The organism is Pseudomonas sp. Pc102 (assembly GCF_018408275.1).
Classification (GTDB): Bacteria; Pseudomonadota; Gammaproteobacteria; order Pseudomonadales; family Pseudomonadaceae; genus Metapseudomonas; species Metapseudomonas tohonis.
Genome location: NZ_AP021905.1, coordinates 4,598,105 through 4,619,212, shown reverse-complemented (window position 1 = coordinate 4,619,212; position 21,108 = coordinate 4,598,105). Strand labels below are relative to the sequence as shown.

17 protein-coding genes and 1 pseudogene are annotated in these 21,108 nt (G+C 68.4%); 9 read left to right on the top strand and 9 right to left on the bottom strand.

What is annotated here, in order from left to right:
- Positions 1-25 precede the first annotated feature (25 nt).
- The 6 genes from agmR to PHLH3_RS20910 all read right to left on the bottom strand — a co-directional run bounded on the left by agmR (position 26) and on the right by PHLH3_RS20910 (position 5,122).
- Positions 26-691: a response regulator AgmR gene (agmR, locus tag PHLH3_RS20935; RefSeq protein WP_173172393.1), complete on the bottom strand. Its 666-nt coding sequence runs from the start codon at positions 689-691 to the stop codon at positions 26-28.
- 49 nt (positions 692-740) lie between these two features.
- Positions 741-1,286: a PQQ-dependent catabolism-associated CXXCW motif protein gene (locus PHLH3_RS20930; RefSeq protein WP_244862920.1), complete on the bottom strand. Its 546-nt coding sequence runs from the start codon at positions 1,284-1,286 to the stop codon at positions 741-743.
- Positions 1,287-1,393: 107 nt separating this feature from the next.
- Positions 1,394-2,191: an ABC transporter permease gene (locus PHLH3_RS20925; protein ID WP_213625639.1), complete on the bottom strand. Its 798-nt coding sequence runs from the start codon at positions 2,189-2,191 to the stop codon at positions 1,394-1,396.
- On the bottom strand, positions 2,188-2,919 hold the full coding sequence (locus tag PHLH3_RS20920) for an ABC transporter ATP-binding protein (protein WP_213625638.1): 732 nt from the start codon (positions 2,917-2,919) through the stop codon (positions 2,188-2,190). The genes PHLH3_RS20925 and PHLH3_RS20920 overlap by 4 nt, the downstream gene beginning before the upstream one ends.
- Positions 2,916-3,884, bottom strand: a complete 969-nt coding sequence (locus PHLH3_RS20915) for a YVTN family beta-propeller repeat protein (protein WP_213630635.1) — start codon at positions 3,882-3,884, stop codon at positions 2,916-2,918. The genes PHLH3_RS20920 and PHLH3_RS20915 overlap by 4 nt, the downstream gene beginning before the upstream one ends.
- Positions 3,885-3,907: 23 nt before the next feature.
- Positions 3,908-5,122, bottom strand: coding sequence for an ABC transporter substrate-binding protein (locus PHLH3_RS20910; protein ID WP_213625637.1), 1,215 nt, complete (start codon positions 5,120-5,122; stop codon positions 3,908-3,910).
- A 272-nt stretch (positions 5,123-5,394) separates the two neighbouring features.
- Between PHLH3_RS20910 and PHLH3_RS20905 the strand changes: the two genes are divergently transcribed.
- Positions 5,395-6,645 (top strand): HAMP domain-containing sensor histidine kinase, encoded by a 1,251-nt coding sequence (locus PHLH3_RS20905; RefSeq protein ID WP_213625636.1) that lies wholly within the window; start codon positions 5,395-5,397, stop codon positions 6,643-6,645.
- A gap of 19 nt (positions 6,646-6,664) precedes the next feature.
- Positions 6,665-7,300 (top strand): response regulator transcription factor, encoded by a 636-nt coding sequence (locus PHLH3_RS20900; RefSeq protein WP_173172407.1) that lies wholly within the window; start codon positions 6,665-6,667, stop codon positions 7,298-7,300.
- A 476-nt stretch (positions 7,301-7,776) separates the two neighbouring features.
- Here PHLH3_RS20900 and PHLH3_RS30705 read toward each other — a convergent pair whose 3' ends face one another.
- The 3 genes from PHLH3_RS30705 to exaA form a co-directional block, all read right to left on the bottom strand.
- Positions 7,777-9,093 carry a PAS domain-containing methyl-accepting chemotaxis protein gene (locus PHLH3_RS30705; RefSeq protein WP_213625635.1) on the bottom strand — a complete coding sequence of 439 codons (1,317 nt, stop codon included), beginning with the start codon at positions 9,091-9,093 and terminating at the stop codon, positions 7,777-7,779.
- A 134-nt stretch (positions 9,094-9,227) separates the two neighbouring features.
- Complete coding sequence (locus PHLH3_RS20890; protein WP_213625634.1) at positions 9,228-9,908, bottom strand: pentapeptide repeat-containing protein; 681 nt, start codon at positions 9,906-9,908, stop codon at positions 9,228-9,230.
- A 57-nt stretch (positions 9,909-9,965) separates the two neighbouring features.
- Positions 9,966-11,837, bottom strand: a complete 1,872-nt coding sequence (exaA, locus tag PHLH3_RS20885) for a quinoprotein ethanol dehydrogenase (RefSeq protein ID WP_213625633.1) — start codon at positions 11,835-11,837, stop codon at positions 9,966-9,968.
- A 309-nt stretch (positions 11,838-12,146) separates the two neighbouring features.
- Here exaA and pedF point away from each other — a divergent pair, with 309 nt between their 5' ends.
- From pedF to PHLH3_RS20850, 7 genes and pseudogenes are all read left to right on the top strand, one after another.
- Complete coding sequence (gene pedF / locus PHLH3_RS20880; RefSeq protein ID WP_173172415.1) at positions 12,147-12,584, top strand: cytochrome c-550 PedF; 438 nt, start codon at positions 12,147-12,149, stop codon at positions 12,582-12,584.
- Between the two features lie 5 nt (positions 12,585-12,589).
- Positions 12,590-13,468 carry a transporter substrate-binding domain-containing protein gene (locus PHLH3_RS20875; protein WP_213625632.1) on the top strand — a complete coding sequence of 293 codons (879 nt, stop codon included), beginning with the start codon at positions 12,590-12,592 and terminating at the stop codon, positions 13,466-13,468.
- A 31-nt stretch (positions 13,469-13,499) separates the two neighbouring features.
- Positions 13,500-14,255: a quinoprotein dehydrogenase-associated SoxYZ-like carrier gene (locus PHLH3_RS20870; RefSeq protein ID WP_213625631.1), complete on the top strand. Its 756-nt coding sequence runs from the start codon at positions 13,500-13,502 to the stop codon at positions 14,253-14,255.
- Positions 14,256-14,257: 2 nt separating this feature from the next.
- The gene (locus PHLH3_RS20865) at positions 14,258-15,184 is read left to right on the top strand and encodes a quinoprotein relay system zinc metallohydrolase 1 (protein ID WP_213625630.1); all 927 of its coding nucleotides are present in this window, start codon (positions 14,258-14,260) and stop codon (positions 15,182-15,184) included.
- Between the two features lie 406 nt (positions 15,185-15,590).
- A pseudogene (locus tag PHLH3_RS20860) lies at positions 15,591-17,368 on the top strand (PQQ-dependent methanol/ethanol family dehydrogenase).
- Between the two features lie 142 nt (positions 17,369-17,510).
- The gene (locus PHLH3_RS20855) at positions 17,511-20,219 is read left to right on the top strand and encodes an ATP-binding protein (protein WP_213625629.1); all 2,709 of its coding nucleotides are present in this window, start codon (positions 17,511-17,513) and stop codon (positions 20,217-20,219) included.
- 65 nt (positions 20,220-20,284) lie between these two features.
- Positions 20,285-21,013 carry a response regulator transcription factor gene (locus PHLH3_RS20850; RefSeq protein WP_213625628.1) on the top strand — a complete coding sequence of 243 codons (729 nt, stop codon included), beginning with the start codon at positions 20,285-20,287 and terminating at the stop codon, positions 21,011-21,013.
- Positions 21,014-21,108: the final 95 nt, after the last annotated feature.

Below are 21,108 nucleotides of genomic sequence, written 5' to 3'. Positions count from 1 at the left end.
GGCTGCGCTGTCGGCCGGACGACCCCTAGCGCCGCAAGTACGCCGCGAAGTCGATATCCCCCGCGCAGAGGATCGCCTGCACGCGGTTGTGCACGTTGAGCTTGCGCAGGATAGCGGAGACGTGGGCCTTGACCGTGGTTTCGGCGATGTCGAGGTTGTAGGCGATCTGCTTGTTCGACTCGCCCTTGGTCATGCGCTCGAGCACCAGCAGTTGCTTGCGGGTCAGCGCCTGGAGCAGTTCCGGGGGGATGCCGTGCTCGTCCTGGTGGTTGCGCCGGGGCGAGCTCTTCTGGGTGCGGATGATGTCCGAGGGCAGGTAGACGTTGCCGTTGAGGATCTGCTCGATGGCCTCGGTCATCTGCGCCCGTGGCGAGGACTTGGTGATGAAACCCACCGCGCCGTAGGTGATCGCCTGCAGGACGATCTGCTTGTCCTGCTCGGCGGAGACGATCACCACCGGGATGGTCGGCGCCTCGTTGCGCAGGTTGATCAGGCCGTTGAGGCCGTGCATGCCGGGCATGTTCAGGTCGAGCAGGATGAGGTCGAGGTCGTCGTGTTCCTGGGTCAAGCCCAGGGCGCTGTCGAGGTCGGCGGTCTCCATCACTTCGCTGTCGGGGAAGCCGTCGCTGATGACGTTGTGGATGGCCTCGCGGAACAGGGGGTGATCGTCGGCGATCAGGATCTTGTACATGGCCATTCACCTCATTGTTCTGATTATGGAGGGGCTGTCGGGCGCGGATTCAGGGCAGGGGCACGGGCTCGGCGGGTTGCAGCGGCAGGCCGGCCTGTTCCCAGGCGTCGATGCCGTCACGGTACCAGTAGAGATTGCGGTAGCCCAGCGCGTGCGCACGCCGTTGCGCGTTCCAGCTCAACCAGCAGTCGGAACGGCAGTAGAAGACCAGCGGCCACTGCAGGTCACCCTGGCTGGCCTTGCGCAGGTTGTCGGCGAAGTAGGCCAGCCAGCGGGCATCCAGCTCGCCGTTGCCGGTATTGGCCAGCCACAGGCTGCCGGGCAGGTTGGCGTGGGGTTCGTCGGCGATGAAGCGGCCTTCGAGGAACTGGCGGCGGTAGACGTCGATGAGCTTCGTGCGCGGGTCGCGTGCCAGCAGCTCGCGCAGGCCGGGGGTGTCGAGGGTGCGGGCGTGGTCGGCCTCGGCGGGCGTGGGGCTGCGGTAGCGGTCGGTGCGGTAGCCGTCGGCGGAGAACAGCGATGGCTCGGCGTCGGCCCGGACGGCGGCCGGGAACAGGAGGGGCAGGCACAGCAGTGAGGCGATGAGGACTCGCATGGCAGGCATCTCTTTATTCTTATGGCCCGCATTACAAGCCAGCCGCGCGCCTTTGGAAATCCTACGTTGGAGAGGGAAACCCGTACCAAAGTAGTAGTTTCCCCGCCTCAGCCGGCCCGGCGCAGCGCCGCGTGCTGTGGGTTGAAGCTGACCACCGCCGCCACCGCGAAGACCAGCGTCAGGCCCAGGCAGACGCCCAGGGCCAGCGGATTGAGCCGCTCGTAAAGAGCGAAGCGCACCAGCTCCACCGCGTGGCTGAAGGGGTTGGCCGCGCACAGCCAGTACAGCCACTCGCTGGCCTCGCGCATTTTCCACAAGGGGTAGAGCGCCGAGGAGAGGAAGAACAGCGGGAAGATCACGAAATTCATCACCCCGGCGAAGTTCTCCAGCTGGCGGATGAAGTTCGACAGCAGGAGCCCCAGGGCACTGAGCAGCAGCGCCGCCAGCAGCAGCGCGGGCAGGGCGGCGAGCAGGCCCCAGGCCGGTGGCTGCACGCCGTAGAGCCAGGCGATGGCGAGGAAGGCATACACCTGCAGCAGCGACACCAGCGCCGTGGCCAGCAGCTTGGCACCCAGCAGGAAGGGGCGCGGCAGGGGACTGGTGAGCAATACGCGCATGCTGCCCATCTCGCGGTCGTAGACCATCGACAGCGAGCCCTGCATGCCGTTGAACAGCAGGATCATGCAGGCCAGCCCCGGGACGATGTAGGTCTCGTAGGTGATGTAGGTGGCGTACGGGTCGATGATGGCGATGCCCAGCGCCGCGCGGAACCCGGCGGCGAACACCAGCAGCCACAGCAGCGGCCGCACCAGGGCGCTGAGAAAGCGTGAGCGCTGCAGCACGAAGCGCAGCCATTCGCGCCCGACGATGCCGCGCAGGCACTGCCAGTAGGCATTGGCGTTCATGCCCGCGCCCTCGGCCGGGTGAGCTCGCCGAAGGCACCGGCCAGGCCGCCGCCATGCGCCGCACTCAGCTCGCCGGCGGTGCCCGAGGCCACCAGGCGGCCCTGGTCGAGCACCAGCAGGGCGTCCTCGCCGCGTACTTCGTCCAGCAGGTGGGTGGTCCACAGCACGCTCAGGCCTTCGTCGTCGCACAGCTGGCGCACGTGGTGGTTGAGGGCCTGGCGGCTGGCCGGGTCGAGGCCGACGCTGGCCTCGTCGAGCAGCAGCAGGCGAGGGCGGTGGAGCAGGGCACGGGCGATCTCCACGCGCCGGCGGTGGCCGCCGTTGAGGGCACGCACGCTGTCGCGGCGGCGTTCGCCCAGGCCCTGGCGCGCCAGCTCCTGGTCGATGCGCGCTGCTGCCAGCTGGCGCGGCATGCCGTGCAGGGCGGCGTGGTAGCGCAGGTTCTGCTCCACCGAGAGGTCGAGGTCCAGGGTGCTCTGCTGGAACACCACGCCGAGCTGGCGCAGGGCCAGGCGCGGCTGCCGGCGCAGGGAGTGGCCGGCGACGCGGATGTCGCCGCGCTGCAGGTCGTAGAGGCGGCTGAGCAGCGCCACCAGGGTGGACTTGCCGGCGCCGTTGGGCCCCAGCAGCGCGGTGAAGCGGCCCGGCTCCAGGGCGAAGCTCACGCCGTCCAGCGCGCGCCGTGGGCCGTAGTCGAAGCCCAGGCCTTCCACGTCCAGGGCGTTCATGGGGCGACCACCACGCCCCAGGGGTAGCGGCCGACCTTGATCGACCGGGTCACCTTGAGGCTGTCGACGTCGATCACCGAGACGTCGCCGCTGATGCCGTTTGTGGCCAGCAGGGTCTTCTCGTCGGGGCTGAAGGCCAGGTGCCAGACGCGCCGGCCCACCAGCAGGTAGTCGAGCACCTCCAGGGTCCTGGCATCCACCACCGCCACATGGTTGGCCGGGCCCAGGGCGACGAAGGCGTAGCGGCCGTCGCGGGTCAGCTTGACCCCCACCGGTTGCACCTTGTCCGGGTGCACGCCCTTGATCTGGAAGCGCAGGGTCTTCTGGATGCTGCGCGTGGCCACGTCGACCACGGTGACGGTGCCGCCGATCTCCGCCGAGGCCCACAGGCGCTTGCCATCGTGGTCGAACTCCACGTGGCGCGGGCGCTGGTCCACCAGGGTGTTGTCCACCAGCGTCTGGGTCGAGGTGTCGATCCAGTGCAGCATGTTGGTGGTCTCGCTGGTGTTGATCGCCCACTTGCCGTCCGGGCTCACCGCCATGCCCTCGGGCTCCACGCCGACGTCGATCTGCGCCAGCACCTGGCTGCTCTGGGTGTCGACCACCGTGACCAGCGCATCGTCCTCGTTGGAGATGTACAGCCAGCGGTCGTTGGGGTGCAGGGCGAACTGCTCGGGGTCGGCGCCGGAGGGCAGCTCCTTGATGATCTGCCGCGTGGCCAGGTCCATCACCTGCACGGTGTCCGAATCGCTGGCGCAGATGTACAGCAGCCTGTTGTCGCTGGACAGCGCCAGGCCGCGCGGGCGCTTGCCCACCGGCAGGCTGGCGGTGACCGTCAGTGTGTCCATGTCGATCACGCTGATGGCGTTGTCCTTCTCGTTGGACACATAAGCGGTGGCGGCGAAGGTGGCGCCGCTGGCCAGCAGCAGCGCGGCGCCGAGCAGAGTAAGGGGGAGGCGGGGCATGGCGGGGTCCTTGTTCTTGGCGTTCATGGCGTGGCTTCCAGGGCAACCTCGGCCAGGCGGCAGCGGCTCTCCGGCGCGTCGTGGCCGAGGGTGTCGAGTTCGCTGAAGGGGTGGAGGAAGCCGTCCTGGGGCGAGGTGCTGATCAGCGCCCGCGGCTGGATCAGCTCGATGGGCTGGCGCAACTGGCCGTCCCAGGGCCGGTAGCTCAGCTTGCGGCCCTTGAAGCCGTCCAGGGGCAGGTCCGGCGACAGCTCCAGGGTGCGGATCGCGGCGGCGTCGGTGGCGCCCAGGCGGGTCACCGCGCTGGCGATGCTGCGCACGGCCACCCAGGCGGCGAAGTCGCGGTCGTTCATCCAGCGCCCGGTGAGGGCCTCGAAGCGCTTCTGCAATTGCGCCGCGCCGTAGGTTTCCACCGTCTTGTGCCAGCCCGTGGGCACCAGGCCCTGGGTGCCGGCCACCGGGCGCGGCAGCCAGGTGTTGTAGGGCAGGTATTCGCCGAAGTCGCCGCGCTCGTCGGCCACCAGTACGCCGTCATAGTCGTCGGCCTGGGTGAACAGCGGCATGTCGGCCTGGGCGCTGCGGCGCTGTTCGTTGTCGAAGGTCCAGGGCTTCTCGCCGATGATCTTCAGGCCGAAGCGCCCGGCGGCGCGGCGCAGGGCGGCGGCGTAGGCCTGGTCCTCGGGGCGCTGGCCGACCACCAGCAGCCAGCGCTTCCACTGGCGCAGGGCGAGGAACTGCACCAGGGCGTCGGCGAGCATGGCGCGGCTGGGCAGGCTGTGCAGCACGTTGGGCAGGCAGGCGTCGGTGCGCAGGGCGTCGTCGGCGGCGCCGGCGTTGAACAGCAGGCTGTCCGGCAGCGCCGCCGACAGCTGGCGCAGCAGCGGCGCCGGGGCATTGACCACGAACAGGCGCAGGCCCTCGGCATGTTGCTGGCGGGCGGCCTCCAGCAGCCCGGCTTCGGTCTCGGCGTTGGTCGCCAGCAACTGGTAGCGCTGCTTGAGGAAGCGCCCGGTGCTGTTGTTGTCGGTGGTCGCCAGCTCGGCGCCGCGCAGGCCGGCGTCGCGGGGCTCGGGGATGACGTTGGAGAGCAGCGGCCCCGGGTCGGGGCTGTAGCCGAGATAGCCGATGCGCACCTCCAGCGGCTGGCGCGCCTCGGCGGCGACGGCGTGGTTGGCCAGCAGCGCGGCGGCGGCCAGGGCCAGCAGGTAGGTCAGGGCATAGGGCGCAAGGTGACGCATGGCGGGGGCTCCCGTTCTTGTAGCGCCAGCCTAGGGCCGCCCCGAGCCCTGGGAAATATGCAGAAAGTAGCGCCGGGGCAGTACCAAGGTAGTAACCCGGCCGCCCGCCCCAGGCCCTAGCATGGAGGCACAAGAACGAGACCGGGAGGCCCGGCCATGCGTGTGCTCAAGACCCTGATGCTGCCCGTGCTGCTGATCCTCAGCCTGATCGGCGTGGATGGCTTTCGCCCATCCCCCTCCCCGCGACCGGCGGCTGCGACAGGCGCCGGGCGATGAGCACCCTCGGCCGCATCAACCTGCTGGTGGTGCTGTTCTTCGCCGCGGTGACCCTGGTCTGCACCGGGGTGCTGCTGCGCCAGGCCAGCCAGGACGTGCAACGCGAGATGATCGCCGCGCGCGCGGTGGTCGAGTACCTGCACGAGGCCGCCCGGCGCGACCCCAGGGCGCTGGAGTCGGCGCTGGCGCGGGGCCTGCGCCATGTGCGCATCCACTGGCAGGGCGAGACGCCCCCGCAACCGCGCGGCCTGGACGCCTGGCTCGGTGCGCGGCTGTTCCCGCCCGCCGAGCAGTACGGCGAGCCGCTGCAGCTGGACGATGGCCGGCGCGTGCTGATCAGCGTCGACCCGGCGGACGAGATGGACGAAGTCGAGGATTCCCTCATCCAGCTGCTGGTGCTGTTCGGCCTGGCCCTGGGCCTCAGCCTGCTGGCCATCCGCGTCGCGGTACGCCGGGGCCTGCGGGTGCTGGACGAACTGCGCGCCGGCTTCGATGAGATCGCCCGTGGCCGCCTGGCGGTGCGCCTTGACCAGCATTCGCTGCACGAGGCACGCCTGCTGGCCGGCCACTTCAACGAGATGGCCAGCACCCTGGAGCAGGTGCGCAACGACAACGCCGAACTGACCCGCGCCCTGCTGGCGCTGCAGGAGCACGAGCGCAAGCACCTGGCCCTCGCCCTGCACGACGACATCGGCCAGTACCTCGCCGGCATCCGCGCGCAACTGCTGCTGTTGCGCTCCATGACCGGCCAGGCGCCGGGCGCCGGTGCCACCCTGCGCAGCCTGGAGGACAACTGCCAGCGCATGCAGGACAGCTTCCGCGCGCTGGTACGCGACCTCTATCCGGTGGTCCTGGAGCGCCTGCAACTGGGCGAGGCCGTCGCGCTGCTCACCGAGCAGTGGCGCAGCGCCCAGGGCGTCGACTGCACCTTGCACCTGGGCGAGGACCTGCCGGTGCTGCCCGCCGCCGACCAGGCCCATCTCTACCGCCTGTTGCAGGAAGCCTTGACCAACGTCGCCCGCCACGCCGACGCCAGTGCGGTGAGCGTGCGCCTGGAGCGCCGTGGCCGGCGCCTGCGCCTGCTGGTGGGCGACAACGGCCGGGGCGCCGTGCAGCCGCCACGGCCCGGCATCGGCCTGCGTTCCATGCTGGAGCGGGCGCGCTGCCTGGGCGGCGACCTGCGCCTGCGCACCCGTGCCGGCAGTGGCTGGCTGGTACGCCTGAGCATTCCCCTGGGCGAAGCCTGAACAACCTGGAGAACCTGCGATGAAGATCCTGCTGGTGGACGACCATTCCGTGGTGCGCCAGGGCTACGCCAGCCTGCTGCGCGGCCTGCTGCCCGAGGTGGAGGTGAGCGAGGCGGCCAGCGGCGAGCAGGCCCTGCAACTGGTGCAGGACAGCATCCCCAACCTGGTGGTGATGGACCTCTCGCTGCCGGGCATCAGCGGCCTGGAGACCACCCGCCGGCTGCGCCAGCGCCTGCCGCAGCTGCGCGTGCTGTTCTTCAGCATGCACGACGAGCTGCCCCTGGTACGCCAGGCCCTGGACGCCGGTGCCGCCGGCTACATCACCAAGAACTCCGCGCCCGAGGTGCTGGTGGAAGCGGTGCGGCGCATCCTCGCCGGGCACGCCTACATCGAACAGCCCCTGGCCACCCAGCTCGCCTGCCACCCGGCGCACCAGGCCGGCGACCCGCGTCTCTCCGGCATGACCCAGCGCGAGCTGGAGATCTTCACCATGCTCGCCCGCGGCATGCCCGCACGCAGCATCGCCGAGCACCTGTGCATCAGCGCCAAGACGGTGTCCAACTACCTGACGATGCTGAAGAACAAGCTGCAGGTCAGCTCCCAGGCGGAGCTGGTGCACCTGGCCATCGATACCGGGGTGTTGCGGGTGGGGTGAGGGGGCAGGGCGCCCTGCAGTTTCACCGGTGTAGGGGCGAATTCATTGGCTCTGGGTGCCCTGTCACCACCGCGTGGGTTTCGCTTCGCTCTACGCCACCCTACGCCAGCCATTGCGCCCCGAGCGTGATGTGTACCCCGATGAAGAGTCCGGCGAAGACGTTGGAGCAGTGGGCTGCTCCAACATCGTGCCCAATGCTTCACCTTGATGTGCGCATCACCGCCGGATGTACGCTGCGGATGGCGGCTTTCGTAGGATGGGTAGAGCGAAGCGAAACCCATGCGGTGGGCGTGACAAGGCGCCATAAATGCCCGGAAAGCAGTGTGCGTGAGCTTTTTCGTTGAGTCCTCAGTAGCTAAGGCAGACAGAGCCGTCGGGGTCACCCCTGCCGTCGCGCTTGAAACCACACACCTCTGTCTGATGGCTGCAGGGGCGGCGCTCAGCGCCGCCACGGCTCCTGACAGGTCGTTTCCGCTTCACCCCTTCAATTGACTCGCGAACTGCCCCACGGCGCTGACCACGCGCTGGGCGCCGTCCTGGATCTCGACGATCACCGAGCCCGCCTCGTTGGCCAGGTTCAGCCCCTCCTCGGCGTGCTGGCGGCTGCTGGACATGCTGTCCACTGCCGCCTGGGCCAGGCTCTGGTTCTGCTGCACGACCTCGACTATTTCCTCCGCCGCCTGGCTGGTGCGCCCGGCGAGCTGGCGCACTTCGTCGGCGACCACGGCGAAGCCGCGGCCCTGTTCGCCCGCGCGGGCCGCCTCGATGGCGGCGTTGAGGGCCAGCAGGTTGGTCTGCGAGGCGATGCCGCTGATGGTCTTGATGATCGAGCTGATCAGCTGCGACTGCTTGTCCAGCGCCTCGATGCCTTCGGCCGCTTCCTGCACCTGGCTGGTGATCAGGCGCATGACGTTGACCGTCTGGCTGACCACCGAGGCGCCTTTCTGCGCCGTGGCGTCGGTCTGCTGGGACGTGCTGTAGGCGATGTTCGCCGCCTCGGCGACGGCCTGCTCCTGGTTCACCTGGTCGGTGATCACGGTGGCGAACTTCACCACCTTGTAGAGCTGGTCGTTGGTGTCGTGCACCGGGTTGTAGGAAGCCTCCAGCCAGACTTCGCGGCCGTGGGCGTCGATGCGCTTGAAGCGGCCGACGACGAACTCGCCGCGCAGCAGCTTGGCCCAGAACTCCCGGTAGGCGGGGGAGCTGGATTCCTCAGGTTCGCAGAAGATGCTGTGGTGCTTGCCCCTGATCTGCTCCAGGCGGTAGCCCATGGCGTCGAGGAAGCGGTGGTTGGCGTTGAGCACCTCGCCCTTGAGGTTGAACTCGATGACCGCGGTGGAGCGCAGCAGGGCGTTGATCAGGCCTTCGTGCTCCTTGGCGGTCTCGATGGTCCGGGTCAGGTCGTTGGCGCACAGCACGACGCTCTGGATCTGCCCGCGCCCATCCCTGATCGGTTGCCAGATGCAGCGCAGCCAGGCCTCGCGGCCGTCGCCACGGAGCAGCCGGTACGCGCCGTTGAAGTGCTCGCCATTGGCCAGGCCCTGGCGCATCTTCAGGTAGTTGGGGTCGCGATGGAAGGTCTGGGGTATGAGCTCTTCGAGCGTGCGGCCGATGACGTTGTCATGGCGGTAATGCAGCTCGTCGAGGAAGTTGTCGTTGACGGACAGGATGCGACCCTGGAGGTCGATCTCCATCACCAGCATTTCCTGGTAGATGGATTCCTTGATCTGCTGGGCTCGGGCGTTTTCCTCCCGAAGCTGCTCCAGCTCCTTTTTCAAGCGCGTGTTGAACATGGTCGGAACCCGTTGGCTGAGAGTGTGAAACCGCTTGATCAGCACATCGACCCTGCCGGCTCTTTCTTGAGTTCGACACGCGAGGAATCCGGCAGGACGCGGCTTCTGGAGTGTAGACGCGCTCTGCCTGGACATCATTTTTCCCAGTCGATCGGGCACTCCCGGCAGCCTTCCATGTTCACGCCCTGGAACGAGGCGTAATGGCGGCGTGCACCGCTGAGGTCGGCGTTCTCCAGGTTGGCGTCGCCCAGCTTGGCTTCCTGCAGATTCGCGTCGTTGAGGTGGGCGCCCTTGAGGTCGGCGCGGCTGAGCCAGGTCATTTCCAGGTCGGCGGCGCTGAGGTTGGCATCGTGCAGCCTGGCGCCGGACAGGCGGGCGAACTCCAGGTAGGCGGCGGTCAGGTCGGCACCCTTGAATTGCGCGCCCTGGCCGAACAGGCCCCAGCCCTGCACCGCCACCAGGCGGGCGCCGCTGAGGTCGGCCACGCGCAGGTTGCTCTGCTGCAGGCTGGCGCGGGTCAGGTTGGCACCCACCAGCCTGGCCTTCTCCAGGTTGGCCAGGTCGAGGTTGGCGTGGCGCAGGTCTGCGCCGGAGAGGTCGGCCCCGGCCAGGTTGATCTTGTGCAGGTCGAGGTTGCGCAGGTCGGCATTGCGCAGGTCGGCGCCGGGGCACTGGCTTTGCGGTTCCAGGCGGCAGCCATCGATCACCTTTACGGTGTCCAGGGTGTCGGTTTCGGCTTGCGGGGCGGGGGCCTGGGCCCAGGCGAGCCCGACGACCAGCATCAGCAGGGGGAGGAACATGGGCAGGTAGTTCATGGACGGCTCCTGGTGCGTGGCGGGGAGTCGGCGCGCCCGCAGGCGCGCCGGGGAGGGTCAGCGGCTGGCGGTCTTGTTGTCCCAGCTGGGCAGCTTGAACACCCAGAACGAGCCGCCCTGGGCCACCGGCTTGGTCAGCTCGGCCATGTCGCCGCCCCACAGGGGCACGGCGCCGCCATAGCCGACGGTCACGCCGATGTACTGCTCGCCGTCCTGCTCCCAGGTGATGGGCGGGGAGACGATGCCGCTGCCGGTCTGGAACTTCCACAGCTCCTTGCCGGTTTTCGCGTCGAAGGCCTTGAAGAAGCCGTCGCCGGTGCCGGTGAACACCAGGTTGCCCTTGGTGGCCAGCACGCCGGCCCACAGCGGCAGGTGCTCGTTGTGCTCCCACACCACCTTGCCGGTGGTCGGGTCCATGGCGCGCAGGCTGCCGACGTGGTCGTCGTACATGCGCTTGATGCGGAAGCCCATCCCCAGGTAGGCGGAGCCCTTCTTGTAGTTCACCTCCTCGGTCCAGTAGTCCTCCTTCCAGTTGTTGGCCGGTACGTAGAACAGGCCGGTGTCCTGGCTGTAGGCCATCGGGTTCCAGTTCTTGCCGCCGAGGAAGGGCGGGGAGACCTCGACCGCCTTGCCGTGCTTCTGGCCCGGCTCGGGCAGCGGCGGGCGCTGGCCTTCGTTCTCCACCGGGCGGCCGGTCTTGAGGTCGATGTGGCTGGCCCAGGTGATGTTGTCGACGAAGGGGAAGGCGTTCTGCAGCTTGCCGTTGGTGCGGTCGACCACATAGAAGAAGCCGTTGCGGTCGGCGTGGGCGGTGGCCTTCACCGTCTTGCCGTCCTTGCCCTTGTAGTCGAACAGCACCAGCTCGTTGTTGCCGGAGAAGTCCCAGGCGTCGTTCGGGGTGTGCTGGTAGAACCACTTCACCTCGCCGGTGCTCGGGTCCACGCCCACCTGGCCGGAGGTGTAGAGGCTGTCGTAGTCGTGCGGGTTGCCGCCCTTGGCGGTGCGCGCCCAGGTGTTCCAGGGGCCGGGGTTGCCGGCACCGACGATGATGGTGTTGGTCTCGGCGTCGAAGCTGGCGCTCTGCCAGGGGGCGCCGCCGCCGTGGCTCCAGGCTTCCACCTTGCCGGTGGGGGAGTTCTTGTCGTCCGGCCAGGAGGGGGCCTTCACATCGCCCGTCGGGGTGCTGTCCTTGCCGTTGAGGCGGCCCATGTGGCCCTCGACGAAGGGGCGCATCCAGACTTCCTCGCCGGTGTCCGGGTCGCGGGCGAACAGCTGGCCGACCACGCCGAATTCGTCGCCTGAGCTGCCGTGGATCAGCAGGGTCTTGCCGGTCTTCTGGTCCTTGATGAGGGTCGGGGCGCCGGTCATGGTGTAGCCGGCGGTGTGATCGCCGAACTTCTTGTTCCACACCACCTTGCCGGTGTCCTTGTTCAGCGCCACCAGGCGGCCGTCCAGGGTGCCGAAGAAGATCTTGTCGCCGTAGATGGCGGCGCCACGGTTGACCACGTCGCAGCAGGGGCGGATGTCGTCGGGCAGGCGGTGGTTGTAGACCCACAGGCGCTTGCCGGTCTTGGCGTCGAGGGCGAACACGCGGGAATAGGACGCGGTGACGTAGATCACCCCGTCGCGCACGATCGCCTGGGATTCCTGGCCACGCTGCTTCTCGTCGCCGAAGGAGTAGGACCAGGCCGGTACCAGCTTGAACACGTTCTGGTCGTTGACCTGGGCCAGGGGGCTCCAGCGCTGGGCGTTGGTGCCCATGCCGTACTGCAGCACGTCCTTGACCGAGACATGGTCGTTGGCGATGTCTTCCCAGGTCACGTTGGCGGCGAAGGCGCCGGCGCTGGCGGCGAGGCCGCCGGCGAGCAGGAGGCCCCTGATTGCGAGGCTGAGCGGGCTGGCAGGTTGGGGGTGCGATCTTGTTGTCATGTGTGCGGTTCCCGTGGTCGTTGTGGACCAGTGCGCCACCTGGCGTCCTGGCGCTTCGAATACTGGAAGCGCCACCGCCTGCGGGATACGGAAAAACTCCCGCGCTTGCCGGGAAAACTTCCCAGTGCGGGCATGACTTGGAACCGCTGCCAAAGCGCCTCGATACACCTCCGCCCGGCTTGCTACCAAGGGAGTAGGGCGCGACCACCAAAGCAGCATTCGGCCCCGGTCGGGCGCTCCTTACCATCCTCGTCACCACGCTCCTGCCGAGCGTTCGCCCTGCCCAGCATCTCGAAGAGGATGGAAGTCATGAATAAGCACAACGCCCTGCGTGGCCTGATGTTCCTTGCCGGTCTGAGCCTCACCGGTCTTGCCCTGGCCCATGGTGATGTCGTGCCGCAGGCCGTCAATACCGATGGCCTGGAGCCCCTGGGCAAGGAATGGCGCGATACCAACCCCTATCGCGCGCCCTATGAGAAGAACGCCCTGGCGGTGGAGATCGGCGCCTCGGCCTACAACCAGAACTGCGCGCGTTGCCACGGCCTGGAAGCCAAGTCCGGCGGCATCGCCCCCGACCTGCGCCTGCTCGAAATCAGCGCCGACGGCGACGAGTGGTTCAAGGAGCGCGTGATCAACGGCGCGGTGCGCGACGGCGCGGTGTACATGCCGAAGATGGCCGACTTCCTCAGCCAGGAAGCGCTCTGGGCCATCCGCTCCTACCTGGAAAGCGTCCACGTCGAAGAGTGATCGCCATGCGCCTGCTCGCCCTGCTGTGCTGGTTGCTGTGCCTGCCGCTGGCGCAGGCGCAGGTACGCCCCTATGACGACATCGTCGCCTCCGGGGTGCTCAAGGTCGCGGTCTACGAGAACTTCCCGCCCTACAGCTTCCAGCAGGACGGCCAGGCCCGCGGCGTCGACGTCGACCTGGCCAATGCCCTGGCCGCCGCGCTGGGGCTCAAGGCCGAGCTGATCTGGGTGACCCCCGGCGAGAAGCTCGACGACGACCTGCGCAACTACATCTGGAAGGGCCATTACCTGCGCCCCAAATTGCTCGCCGACGTGATGCTGCGCGTGCCCTACGACCGTGACTACACGGCGCGGCGCAACGACGTGGGCGAGCTGGTCAACGAACAGGTGGTGATCTTCGCCCCCTACCAGCGCGAGCGCTGGCACCTGGTGCACGACACCCGGCGCCTGCCGGTGGTGGACAGCATCGGCGTGTTCCGCCTGCACCCCATCGGCGTCGAGCTGGAGAGCGTGCCGTCCTTTTACCTGACCTCGGTGTTCAACGGCCAGCTCAGTGCCAACACCCGCCACTACCCGAGCCCGGCCGCCGCCTTCGCCGCCATGCGGGGCGCCGAGGTGGATGCGGTGATGGCCCTGCGCGGCGAGCTGCAGTGGCTGCTGCACGAGGCCGCCGACCCGGCGCTGAAGTCCTCCGACAACACCTACCCCAACCTCGGCCAGCCCCTGTGGGACATCGGCATGGCGGTGCACGAGTCCAACCGCCAGCTTTCCAACGCGCTGGACATGGAAGTGGAGGCGATGGTCCGCGATGGCCGTCTGTCCACCCTCTACGCCCGCTACGGGCTGACCTACGAGCTGCCCGGCCTCTACCAGGACGTGCAATGAGGCGGGCCCCGGCCTGCCAGGGAGAACCGCCATGCGCCACCTGAATACGCTGTTGCTGGGGCTGTGCCTGGGGACGCAGGCCCTCGCCGCGCCCGACCCGGGCAAGGACCCGATGCCCTCGGTGATGTGGGAATTCCACCACCAGCGCATCCTCGATGGCGCGCCCTTCGTCTTCGACGATCGCGTGCAGCTGCAGGCGCCGCCCTTCGCCGAGGACGCCCGCCAGGTGCCGATCCAGGTGGACGCCCGGGCACTGCCGGGCAAGGTGACGCGGCTCATGGCCTGGGCCGAGCTCAATCCCATTCCCCGTGTGTTCGACTTCCGCCCCGGCGATGCCGTGTTGCCGGTGGTGGCGATCCGCATCCGCATCGAGCAGGCCACGCCGATCCGCGCGGCGGCGCTGACCGAGGATGGGGTGTGGCACATCGGCTCGGCCTGGATCGATGCCGCCGGCGGCGGCTGCACCGCGCCCAGCGTGGTGCGCGCGCAACCCGGCTGGGAGGATCGCCTGGGGCAGATCCATGCCGCGCGCTTCCCCCTGGGTGACGACGAACGCCTGCGCCTGCGCGTCGACCACCCGATGGACAACGGCCTGGTGGGCGGCATCCCCGAGTTCTTCCTCAACCAGGCCGAACTGCGCGACGCCGCCGGCAAGCCCCTGGCGACCCTGGAGCTGTTCCCGGCCGTGGCCGAGAACCCCACCATCAGCCTGGACGTGAAGGGCCACGAAGGCGCCCGCCTGTGGCTGCGCGACAACAACGGCAACGAATTCGAAGGAGGGCTCTAGGCATGCGCCTGCTCGTGCTGGTTTTCCTCGTCGTGCTGCCCTTGCTGTCTCGCGCTGAACTCGACTACCACCTGCAACCCCGGCAGATAGCCGAGGGCACCTGGCTGCTGGAAGGCAGCACCGACAACTTCGCGGCAGGCAACGGCGGCAACGTGGTCAACACCGCCTTCATCGTCACCGACGACGGCGTGGTGGTGATCGACAGCGGCCCCTCCAGGCGCTACGGCGAGGCGATGCGCCAGGCCATCGCACGGGTCACCCCACAACCGGTGAAGCGGGTGCTGATCACCCACCACCACCCGGACCACGCGCTGGGCAACCAGGCCTTCGCCGACGTGCCCATCGCCGCCTTGCCCGGCACCACCGAACTGCTGCGCCAGCAGGGCGATGCCATGGCCGAGAACATGTATCGCCTGGTGGGCGACTGGATGCGCGGCACCGAGGTGCTGCTGCCCAACGAGGCGGTCACGCCCGGCACCCTCGCCATCGGCGGCCACCCACTGCGGTTGCTGGCCCTGCGCGGCCACACCGGGGCGGACCTGGCGATCCTCGACGAGCGCACCGGCGTGCTCTTCGGCGGCGACCTGCTGTTCTACCAGCGCGCCCTCACCACCCCCAACAGCCCGGGGCTGGACACCTGGCTCGCCGACCTCGACCAGCTCCAGGCGCTGCCCTGGAAACTGCTGGTGCCCGGCCACGGCCCGGTGGCCCGCGACGACGCGATCTTCGCCCAGATGCGCGACTACCTCGGCTGGCTCGACGGCCTGTTGCGTGACGGCGCCAAACGCGGCGCGGAGATGAACGAACTCATCCGCGCGCCCATCCCCGAGCGCTTCGCCGGCATCAGCCTGACCCGCTACGAGCTGGTGCGCAGCGTCAGCCACCTCTACCCGCGCTACGAGCGCGAGCGCCTGCCATTGGCTGAGTGAGGCGCAGCGGTGCCACGACGCGCTCCGCAGGGTGGACGGGTGAAGCATTGTCCACCCTGGCTGTTCTGCGTTCCCCCCCAGCGCAGGCGTACCCCCGGGGCGTAGGGTGGAGGTCGCTCTTTACCTCCACCAGGCGGAGTCGAGTGGGGCACGTCGTCATGCCCGATCGTTCGTTGCCTGGGCCTGGCAGCGGTGGGCTGAAGCCCACCCTACGCCCACCCACTCACCCACGCCCACCCTGCGCCTCCCCTTGCGCCCCTCGAACCGTGCGGCCCGGTATTGCTACCAAGGAACTACGAATCTCCGCACTGAGGTGAATTGGCGGGGAGGGCGGGCGCACCAAGAATTCGCGGCAGACCGGGAAATTTTCCCGGATGACAACAACAAGCCCGCAGAGGTAGCCGCAATGAACCCCACCGGTTTCACCCAGCCTTTCGTCCGCACGGCGCTGTTCGCCGCCATGACCCTCGCCAGCCTGTCTGCCTGGGCGGGCGTCACCGACCAGGACATCAGCGATGCCGGCAAGCGCAATGACCAGATCGTGGTCAACGGCCTCAACCAGCAGGGCCAGCGCTACAGCACGCTGGACACGCTGAACACCGACAACGTCAAGGAACTGCGCCCGGTCTGGGCGCTGTCCTTCGGTGGCGAGAAGCAGCGTGGCCAGCAGGCGCAGCCGCTGATCAAGGACGGCGTGATGTACGTCACCGCCTCCTACTCGCGGGTGTTCGCCGCCGACGCGCGCACCGGCAAGAAGCTCTGGCAGTACGACGCGCGCCTGCCCGACGGCATCATGCCCTGCTGCGACGTGATCAACCGGGGCGTGGCCCTGTACGGCGACCTGGTGATCTTCGGCACCCTCGACGCCAAGCTGGTGGCGCTGAACAAGGACACCGGCAAGGTGGTGTGGAAGAAGACCGTGGCCGACTACAAGGCCGGCTACTCCATCTCCGCCGCGCCGCTGATCGCCAAGGGCAAGCTGATCACAGGCGTCGCCGGCGGCGAGTTCGGCGTGGTCGGCAAGATCGAGGCCTATGACCCCACCACCGGCAACCTGCTGTGGAGCCGCCCCACCGTGGAAGGCCACATGGGCTACGTCTACAAGGACGGCAAGGCGATCGAGAACGGCATCTCCGGTGGCGAAGCGGGCAAGACCTGGCCGGGCGACCTGTGGAAGACCGGCGGCGCCGCCCCCTGGCTGGGCGGCTATTACGACCCGAGCACCGATTCGCTGTTCATCGGCACCGGCAACCCCTCGCCGTGGAACTCCCACCTGCGCCCCGGCGACAACCTGTTCTCCTCCTCGCGCCTGGCGCTGAACCCCGAGGACGGTTCGATCAAGTGGCACTTCCAGACCACCCCGCACGACGGTTGGGACTACGACGGCGTCAACGAACTGGTTTCCTTCGACTACCAGGACGGCGGCAAGACCATCAAGGCCGCCGGCACCGCCGACCGCAACGGCTTCTTCTATGTGCTCGACCGCACCAACGGCAAGTTCATCCGTGGCTTCCCCTTCGTCGACAAGGTCACCTGGGCCAAGGGCCTGGACAAGAACGGCCGGCCCATCTACGACGACGCCCACCGCCCCGGTGCCCCGGGTGACGCGAAGAAGGGCACCTCGGTGTTCGTGGCGCCGTCCTTCCTCGGCGGCAAGAACTGGATGCCCATGGCCTACAGCCAGGACACCGGCCTGTTCTACGTGCCCTCCAACGAGTGGGGCATGGACATGTGGAACGAGGGCGTGACCTACAAGAAGGGCGCGGCCTACCTGGGCGCGGGCTTCACCATCAAGCCGCTGAACGAGGACTACATCGGCGTGCTGCGCGCCATCGACCCGAAGACCGGCAAGGAGGTCTGGCGCTACCAGAACTATGCGCCGCTGTGGGGCGGCGTGCTGGCCACCAAGGGCAACCTGGTGTTCACCGGCAACCCGGAAGGCTTCCTCATGGCCTTCGACGCCAGGACCGGCAAGAAACTCTATGAGTTCAACACCGGCTCCGGCGTGATCGCATCCCCTGTCACCTGGGAAATGGACGGCGAGCAGTACGTCACCGTGGTGTCCGGCTGGGGTGGTGCCGTGCCGCTGTGGGGGGCGAGGTGGCCAAGCGCATCAAGGACCTGGACCAGGGCGGCATGATCTGGACCTTCAAGCTGCCGAAGGACCTGGTGGCCAAGCGCTGATTGACGAGCGCGGCGGCCCGGTGCCGCCGCGCTCTGCCCGCCCCGACAGGACGGATTCACAGCCTGCCTCCTGATCCCCTAGACTGCGCTCCCCGCCGTCAGCGCTGCGTGCCGGCCTCTCGTCCCGAGGAGCGCCTCGCTCGTGATCCGTCTAAGCCTGCTTCCCTGCCTCTTCCTGCTGTCGTGGCTGCTCGCCCTGCCGGCGCAGGCCTCCGTGCCCATCGACCTGCGTGACTGGAACCCGGAGCTGCAGCCCATGCACGCGCTGGATGGTGATTGGCGACTGACCTGGATCGAGCCGGAGCGCGCCGAGCAGCAGGTGCGCATCCCCTTCACCTGGGGCAAGGGCGCCCCGACGTTCTGGGGGGAGGCGGGGTTCGGCCGGGTGGAGCTGCGTGGCCAACTGATGCTGCCCGCTCATACCCGCCAGCTCGCGCTGTACTTCGACGACTTCAAGTCGGCGGCGCGGATCTGGGTCGACGGTGCCCTGGTGCTGGAGCGTGGGCGGCCGGGCGATGCCGAGGACGAGGTGCCACGCCTGCAATCGGCCATCGTGCCCCTGCCCCTGGGGCACGCGCAGGTGGATATCCGCATCGAGCTGTCCAACCACTTCCACCACGAGGGTGGCATCGATATGGCCGTCAGGGCCGGCACCCTGCAGACGCTGCAGATGGACGCGAGCCGGCAGCGCGCCCTCTACCTGCTGACCGTCGGCGCGGCCTTCATGATGGCGCTGTTCATGGGCCTGCTCGATCGCAGCGCGGCTCGCTCGCTGGGCGGTGCGCCGCTGGCCGCCATGCTGGTGCTGGCCGGGATGCGCGCTGCCTCCAGCGGTGAGCTGCTGGACCACTACCTCGAATGGCCGGCGCTCTGGATCTATCGCATCGAGTACCTGTCCGGGCACCTTTTCGCGCCGGCCTACGGTTTCCTCCTGCTGCGCCTGTTCCCTGGGGAGCTGTCCCGGCGGGTCGTGGCGCTGATGGCCTGGGTGGGTGTGCTCGGTGCCGCCCTGACGCTGCTGCTGCCCGCGTCCTTCTTCACCCTGCTGCGTGACCCCTGTGCCCTGTGGCTGCTGCTCAGCGAGCTGTACTTCCTCGGCGCCCTGCTGCTGGCCGCCAGGCGCCGCAGGGCGGGCGCCATGGGCGTGCTGCTGGGGATGATCGTGATGGATGCCACCATCATCAACGACCTGCTGATGTATTCCTTCAGCGTCTCGACGCTCAACCTCATCCCGGTGGGCGTGCTGTTCTTCCTCCTTTCCCACGGCCTGGTTGTGGGCAGCCGGGTCATCGCCGCGCTCCAACGCAGCAACCAGTTGCGCGACGATCTCCAGCGCCTCAACGCCTCGCTGGAGGCACGGGTCGACGAGCGCACCCGGGCACTGGCCGTGGCCCGCGACCAGGCGCTGCACGAGGCGCAGCAGTCGCTGGAGCGCCAGGCGATGCTCAGCCACGAGCTGCGTACGCCATTGGTGGCCATCCAGGGGCACCTCCAGCTTCTCAACCGGGACGGGTTGGACGGCCGCCAGCAGCGGCGCATCGAGACGGTGCAGAGCGCGGCGCAGAGCCTTACCGACGTGCTGGACGGCCTGATGCTGCTCAGCCGCGCGGAGAAGCTCGAGTTGCCCCCGGCCCAGGCCTTTTCCCCCGAGCGCCTGGTGGAGGAGTGCGCCGCGATCTTCCAGCCCCAGGCCGAGGCACGCGCCCTGCGGCTGTCGACCGCCTGCGCGGGTGGCCTGCCGGCCTTCGTGCTGGGCAATCCGAAGCCCCTGCGGCAGATCCTGTTCAACCTGCTGGGCAATGCCCTGAAGTTCACCGAGAGCGGGGAGGTGGTCATCCGCCTGGACAAGGTCGGCGAGGGCCTCGCCATCGAGGTCAGGGACACCGGGCCCGGTATCCGCCCCGAACTGCAGGCCACCATCTTCGATGCCTTCGTGCGGGACCCGCTTTCCGACCGGCCCGGCATCGGCCTGGGCCTCTACATCAGCGCCCGGCTGGCCGCCCTGATCGGCGTGCAACTGACCCTGGACAGTGCGCCCGGACGCGGCACCGCCATCCGCCTGGCACTGCCGTGGCCGGAGGCCAATGAGCCCGCGCCGGGCGAGGACGATGTCGCCCTGCTGCAGGGCATGCGCGTGCTGCTGGTTGAAGACGTGGAGGTCAGCCGCCTGGTGACCGCCGAGTTGCTGCAGAGCTGGGGCTGCCAGGTCGGCGCGGCCAGCTCCGGCCTGGAAGCGGTCGCGGCGTGCCTGGCTGCCCCCTACGACCTGGTACTGATGGACATGCGCCTGCCCGACATCGACGGCCTCGCCGCCAGCCGCAGGATCCTCGAAGGGGCCCGCGAGCCCGGGCCGCTGCTCGTGGCCCTGACCGCCAACGCGGGTGACCTCGATCCGCAGCAGTGCCGGGAGGCCGGCCTGGCTGGCGTGCTGGCCAAACCCCTGCATCGCGAGGCCTTGCTGGCCGTCCTGGAACGCTGGGAGTCGCCTGCCCCGGTGGCGGGGCTGCAGGCCGAGGAAATCTCCCGGGAGCGCATCGCGATGCTGCGCGGCTGGCTCGGCGCCGCGCTGTTCGACCGCCTCCTGCCGACCCTGTGTACCTCGTTGCGCGAGATACGGGCGTCGCTCGTCTCGTTGCCGGGCGGTGAGCGGGGCACCGAACAACTGGAAGCGCTCTGCCATCGCTTGCGGGGCAGCACGCTCAACTTCGGGCTCGATCAGTTGGCCCGGGCGGCAGAGCGCACGAGTCGTATGGAGCAGATACCGGCGTTGCTGGAGACGCTCGACCGCCACCTGGTGCTGCTCGAGAACCAGCTAATGGCCGAGGCCGCCATGAGGCGAACTGACGCATGAGGTGGCAACCCGCCGTCGCTTTGAGTCAGAATCCGCGCCGGTCCGAAACAGGGAATCGAGAGTCGATGGCCGACAAGCTGTTAGTGGTAGAGGATGCTCCCGAGATCCGCGACATGATGGTGCTCTACCTGCAGAGCGCGGGGTACGAGGTGCATGCCACCGGTTCGGGGTGGCAATGCCTGGAGCTGGTGCAGGTCGAGAATCCGGCGCTGGTGCTGCTGGACATCGGCCTTCCCGACCTGGATGGGCTGACCGTCACGGCGCAGCTTCGCCGCCGCCACCCGCAGCTCGGCATCATCCTGGTGACGGTGCGCGACGAGGACTACGACCGTGTCGTGGGCCTCGATGCCGGTGCCGATTGCTACCTCACCAAACCCCTCAACCTGAACATCCTCCAGGCCCAGGTGCGCAGCCTGCTGCGTCGCTGCGGCGGGGGAGAGCGGGGCAGCGACTTCAACCTGCACCTGGGGCGCTTTCGCGTGGACCTGCTGCGCCGGCGCATCTACGACCCGCAGGGCCAGGACGTGAACCTCACGCCCGGTGAGTTCGCCCTCCTGATCGGCCTGATCGAGCGGCGGGGCAACGCCATCAGCCGCCATGACCTGCTCCACTGCGTGCGGCGTGGCCAGGACGCGGACGAGCAGGTCGATGTGCGCACCGTGGATGCGCTCGTGGTACGCCTGCGTCGCAAGCTGGAGGTCAACGCCAACCGGCCACAACTCATCCTGACCGTCTACGGCAAGGGTTACAGACTGGCGACCGACGAAGAGATCGGCAGCCGCCCCGCTCAATAAGCCGGTATGAACGGCCATTCACAAGCATGAATGGCGTCTCCTAGCCCTCGCTTATAGCGAATAGTGAAAATTCACCATCCGTGAAATTTCCTTTC